The organism is Phenylobacterium sp., assembly GCF_044371015.1.
Taxonomy (GTDB): Bacteria; Pseudomonadota; Alphaproteobacteria; order Caulobacterales; family Caulobacteraceae; genus Phenylobacterium.
Window position 1 is genome coordinate 1 of sequence record NZ_JBILUK010000230.1, and the last position, 5,022, is coordinate 5,022.

The 5,022-nt window shown below is 65.0% G+C and carries 4 protein-coding genes; all 4 read right to left on the reverse strand.

Annotated elements, in window-relative coordinates; all coding sequences use genetic code 11:
• Nucleotides 1–31: 31 nt before the first annotated feature.
• Nucleotides 32–1,048, reverse strand: coding sequence for a UDP-3-O-(3-hydroxymyristoyl)glucosamine N-acyltransferase (gene lpxD / locus ACIQ3R_RS15110; RefSeq protein WP_397419688.1), 1,017 nt, complete (start codon nucleotides 1,046–1,048; stop codon nucleotides 32–34).
• Nucleotides 1,049–1,085: 37 nt separating this feature from the next.
• On the reverse strand, nucleotides 1,086–1,754 hold the full coding sequence (locus ACIQ3R_RS15115; protein ID WP_397419689.1) for an OmpH family outer membrane protein: 669 nt from the start codon (nucleotides 1,752–1,754) through the stop codon (nucleotides 1,086–1,088).
• Between the two features lie 5 nt (nucleotides 1,755–1,759).
• Nucleotides 1,760–4,144, reverse strand: a complete 2,385-nt coding sequence (gene bamA, locus ACIQ3R_RS15120; RefSeq protein ID WP_397419690.1) for an outer membrane protein assembly factor BamA — start codon at nucleotides 4,142–4,144, stop codon at nucleotides 1,760–1,762.
• 83 nt (nucleotides 4,145–4,227) lie between these two features.
• A partial coding sequence (rseP, locus tag ACIQ3R_RS15125) for an RIP metalloprotease RseP (protein ID WP_397419691.1) occupies nucleotides 4,228–5,022 on the reverse strand: 795 nt, incomplete at its 5' end.

Consider the following 5,022-nt stretch of genomic DNA (forward strand, 5'->3'; position numbering starts at 1 on the left):
GTGGCGGTTTCCGCGGTTGGAGCCTTACGGGTCATGGGCGCTCCCCTGTTTTGCGGCCGGCCATCCGCGCGAGCCAGGCCGTCTCCTTCAACCACTGGCGGATCGGGCGGGCCGGCATGCCGCCCCAAGTCTCACCCGCCGGAATGTTCTTCATAACCCCAGAGGCCGCGCCTACCCGCGCGCCCGCGCCAATGGTGATATGATCCGCGACCCCGGCGCGCCCGCCGAATTGCGCGCCATCCCCAATCGTCACGCTTCCCGAGAGTCCCGCCTGGCCGGCCAGAACACAGTTCCGACCTATGCGGACGTTGTGGGCGATCTGCACCAGGTTGTCGATCTTGGTGTTCTCGCCGATCACCGTATCCTCATAGGCGCCGCGATCGACGGTCGTATTGGCGCCGATGCTCACCCCGTCCTGCAGGATTACGCGGCCCAACTGTGGAATGTCGATCAGGCCGGCAGCCCCAACGGTCGCGCCAAATCCCGGCTCACCGATGACGGCCCCCGCCAAGATGCGCACCCGATCGCCGATCAACGCAAAACCGATCGTGACATTGGGCCCGATGTTACAGTCTCGGCCGATCGCGACCCCCGGTCCGATCACCGTATTGGCCCCGATCCGCGTGCCGCGTCCGATGCTTGCGCCCGGGCCGACCACCACCCCCGCACCCAACTGGACGCCGGCCTCGACGCTCGCATCGGAGGCGACAGACTCCACTCGCCCTTGCCTTGGCCGATGCAGCCTTTGAGCGGCCAGAGCGTAGGCTGCCTGAGGATTGCGGGCGCGCAGCACGGCGCAACCCTCCGGCGCAAGGCCCTCCAGGTCGGACGGCAGAAAGCAGGCCGCAGGCCGAACCTTGGTCAGCTCCTCGGCATGCCGCCCGTCATTGAGGAAGGTCACACTCTCGCCGTCCGCACGCGACAATACCGCCACGCGCGCGATGCTTCGCCCGACGGCCGAGGGGTCCGCCAGCACGGCGCCGCAGGCCGCCGCCAGATCTCCAAGCGAGACTGGCCCCAGATCCTCGAAGAACCGCGGGTCGGGCATGCGGGCGCCTTCCGTCTACGACGCCGTCCGCTCCGGCCTAGCGTGCGGCCGGCGCTGCCGGACGCGGTGCGGCCGCGGCGGGGGCCGGCGTCAGGTTCTGATCAAGGCGTTCGCGATCAAACGCGAACTGGGTGATCTTCGCATTCAACGCGGTGACCACCTGCGGGGTGATGTCGGAGGCCGGGTTGGCCAGCACCACGGAATTGCGATTGATCAGCATGGAGCAGGCGCGCGCCTGATAAGCCTGACGGATCAACGGCTCCATCTCCTCCCCGACCCGGCCATAGGCCTTCTGTTCGGTGGCCTGGATCTCACGCTCGCGTTGTTGCGCCTTGCGCTGCAAGGCGTTGCCACGAACCTGCAGGGCCGCGGCCCGCTGCTCCAGGGTGTTTTGATCAAGCGTCGCGCGCTGACCATCCAGCGCCCGGGCGTCGTTCTCCAGCGTCGTGCGTTCGCCGGTCAGCTCGGCGTTCACCTGGGTCAGCAGTTGTTGCAGACGGGTCTGCACATGCCGGCCAACCGCCGAGCCGCCGATGGCCGCTTCGACGGAAATCACGCAGAGGCCGGTGATCGGAGGCCCATGATTCACCGCCGGCGGCGCCGGGGCGGTCGCGGCGACGGTAGGCGCCTGGGCCAGGGCCGAAACCGGCGCACTGAGGGCGAGGGTCGCGGCGCACCCGGCCGCGAGAACTGTCTTGAGGGTCATGTGTCCTAGAACCTGGTTGAAGTGGAGAACCGGAACGTCTCGGTCTTGTCGTAGTCTTCCTTGGCCAGCACTCGGCTGAAGTCAAAGCGGATGGGGCCCATCGGCGAACGCCAGAAGACGCTCACGCCGGCGGAAGCCCGCAGGGATAGGTCGTCACGAATGCAGGGATTGCGCGTCCCCGCCACGGCCGGCGTTGACGTCGCCAGACAGTCAAAATCGCCGGCTCGGTAATTCAGATCTTCCTTATCCAGCTTGCCGAGCGTGCCGACGTCGCTGAACAGGGCGGCCTTGATGCCATACTGTTCGGGCAGGAATGTCGGCACGGTCAGTTCGAAGGTGCCGATCGCATAGGCCTTGCCGCCCAGCGCATCGGCCCGCTGCAGGCTCACGTCCCGGGGCCCGATGCCGGCCGTTTCGAAGCCGCGGAAGGTCAGGCCGCCCTTATAGTAGCGGTCATTGATGCGCACAGCATCGCCGCCCCAGCCGAGGACATATCCGGCTGAGCCCGTCGCCGAGAAGATGAAGTCCTTGTTGAAGCCGTAGAACCAGGCCGCTTCCAGATCGGTGCGGATGAAGTTCACGTCGCCGCCGAGACCGGCGATGTCCTGGTTGAAGTCGATATAGAACCCGCGGGTCGGGTTCAGGAAATCGTTCCGCCGATCCAGGCGCGCGCCATAGCCGACCAGTGAGGTCACAAAGGTGCCGACCTGATCGCAAAGCGCCGCAGAAAGCAGCGGCGGCGACGTCGTGGTCGTACCGTCGGCGTTCAGGAATGTCGACGTCGAGCAGAAGCTGCTGTCGATTTTGATCTCGTCGCTACGGAGCGTATAGCGGATCGCGCCTCGGCTATCGATGCTGAGCGGGAAGTTGGCCCGGAACGTCGTTCCGTAGGTGGTCGTTTCGTAGGCCGAAAACTCCGAGAGATCGTACCGATAGCCATAGACGTCGATGCCGGCCGACACGTCCCGCTGAAGGAAGCGCGGCTCGGTGAATGAGAAGTCCAGTTGCTGGCGCAGCGAGCCGACCGACACCCGCGCCCGCACATCCTGACCACGGCCACGGAAGTTCCGCTGTGTGATGCCCAGATCGAGCACCAATTGGTCCACCGAGGAATAGCCGGCGCTGAACGACAGCTCGCCCGTCGGCTGTTCTTCCACCTTCACCTGCAGCGCCGTGCGATCGGGCGAAGATCCGGTGACCTCTTCGATCTCCACTTCCTTGAAGAAGCCCAACGCCCGGATCTGTCGCTTGGACCGGTCCACCAGCGCCCGGTTGTAGGCGTCGCCCTCCACCACGCTCATCTCGCGCCGGATCACATAATCCAGCGTCTGCGTGTTCCCGACGATCTCGATGCGGTCGACATAGACCCGTGGGCCTTCGTTGACCTGGAACGAGACGTCCACCACGCCCTTTTCACGGTCAGGGGTGTAACGCGGCCGCACATCGACGAATGCGAAGCCCGCGGCGCCCGCGGCGAACGTCAGGGCGTCGGTCGAGGTCTCAATGGCCTCGTCCTGGTACAGTTCGCCCGAACGGATCGGCACGAGAGACTGCAACACGCCCTTGTCGAGCTTCTGCAGTTCGGTCTCCACCTCGACCTTGCCGAAGCGATAGCGCGGCCCCTCATCGATCGTGTAGGTCACCACGAAGCCGTTGCGGTCCGGCGCCAGTTCGGCCACCGCCGAGGACACCCGGAAGTCATAGTAGCCGCGGTTGCGATAGTGCTTCCGAAGCTGCTCCTTGTCGTACTCCAGGCGATCGGGGTCGTAGTTGGCGTTCTGGGCCTGGAAGAAGCGGTACCAGCGGCTCTCCTCGGTCACGACGACGTCCCGCAAGTCGTTATCGGAGAAGGCCCGGTTGCCCAGGAAGTTGACCGACAGGATTCCGCTTTTGGGGCCCTCATCGATCTTGAAGATCAGATCTACGCGCTTCTGAGGCAACTCGATGATCTGCGGCGTCACATTGGCCGAGATCCGGCCGGAGCGCCGATAGAGCTCGACGATCCGCTGCACGTCGCCCTGCGCCTTGGCTCGGGTGAAGATGCCGCGTGGACGCACGGTCACTTCATCGCGAAGCTTGTCTTCCTTGAGACCTGAGTTCCCCTCGAAAATCACCCGATTGATGATCGGGTTCTCCACCACCGTCACGATCAGGTCGCCATTCTGGTAGTCGATCTTCACGTCGGCGAAGAGATCGGTGCGGAACAGAGCCTTCAGCGCCAGGTCGATTCGCGCTGAATCGACTGGCTCGCCCGCCGCCACAGGCAGGTAGGAGACAATCGTCGAGGGCTCGATGCGCTCGTTGCCCTGCACCAGAATGCGCGACACGATCCCGCCCTGCGTCTGCTGGGCCAGGGCGAGGTTTGGCGCCACGACGGCCGCGGTCCCCATCAACAGGGCAAGCCCGGAGGCGAACGCGGCGCAGGGTACGCGGGATCGAAGCATCGAATCAGCCGTTTGAGGGACGAGCAGGCCTAGGAGAATAGGCCGTCGAACAGATTGAACACACGAAGGCGCTGCAAATCGTTCCAGGTCGCGAACAACATCAATCCGAGAACGAGTGCAAGGCCCACGCGGTACCCTGCCGCTTGAACCTTGGCGGCAAGAGGGCGACGCGCCACGGCCTCATAGGCGTAGAACATCAGATGTCCGCCATCGAGCACGGGCACCGGCAGCAGATTCATGAACCCGATGCTGACCGAAATGAACGCCACGATCTGCACCAGGTTGAGCGACATCATGCCCAGCGCCTCAAGCGGTCCACTCGTTCCCTCCGCGCTGATCGCGGCGATATTCTTCGTGGCTGACGCGATTCCCAACGGCCCGCGCAGTTCATCGGCGTGCACCTGGCCGGTGATCATCCGCCCCAGGTAATAGATCGTGGTCGTTAAGGTGTCCCAGGTCCGCTCCACGCCCCGCCCCACCGCTTCGATGGGGCCATAGCGCACCTGCACATAGTCCTCACGCGCCTGCACCGGCGAGATGCCGATCGCGCCGACACGCTGGCGGCCAGCGACCCGATCATCACGGATATCCCATCGCGGCGTGGCCACGAGGGTCACTTCGCTGCCGCCACGATCCACCACGAAGGTCATCGGAACATTGGCGCGAACGGTGACCAGCTGCTGCACTTCGTCAAAGCGCCGGATCTCACGACCATCGATCCGAACAATTAGGTCGCCGGTCCGGAAGCCCGCGGCGGCGGCCGGCGAACCCAGCGTGACGGCCGCGACCCGCGGCGGCAGAACGTACTCGCCAAACGCAGAAAA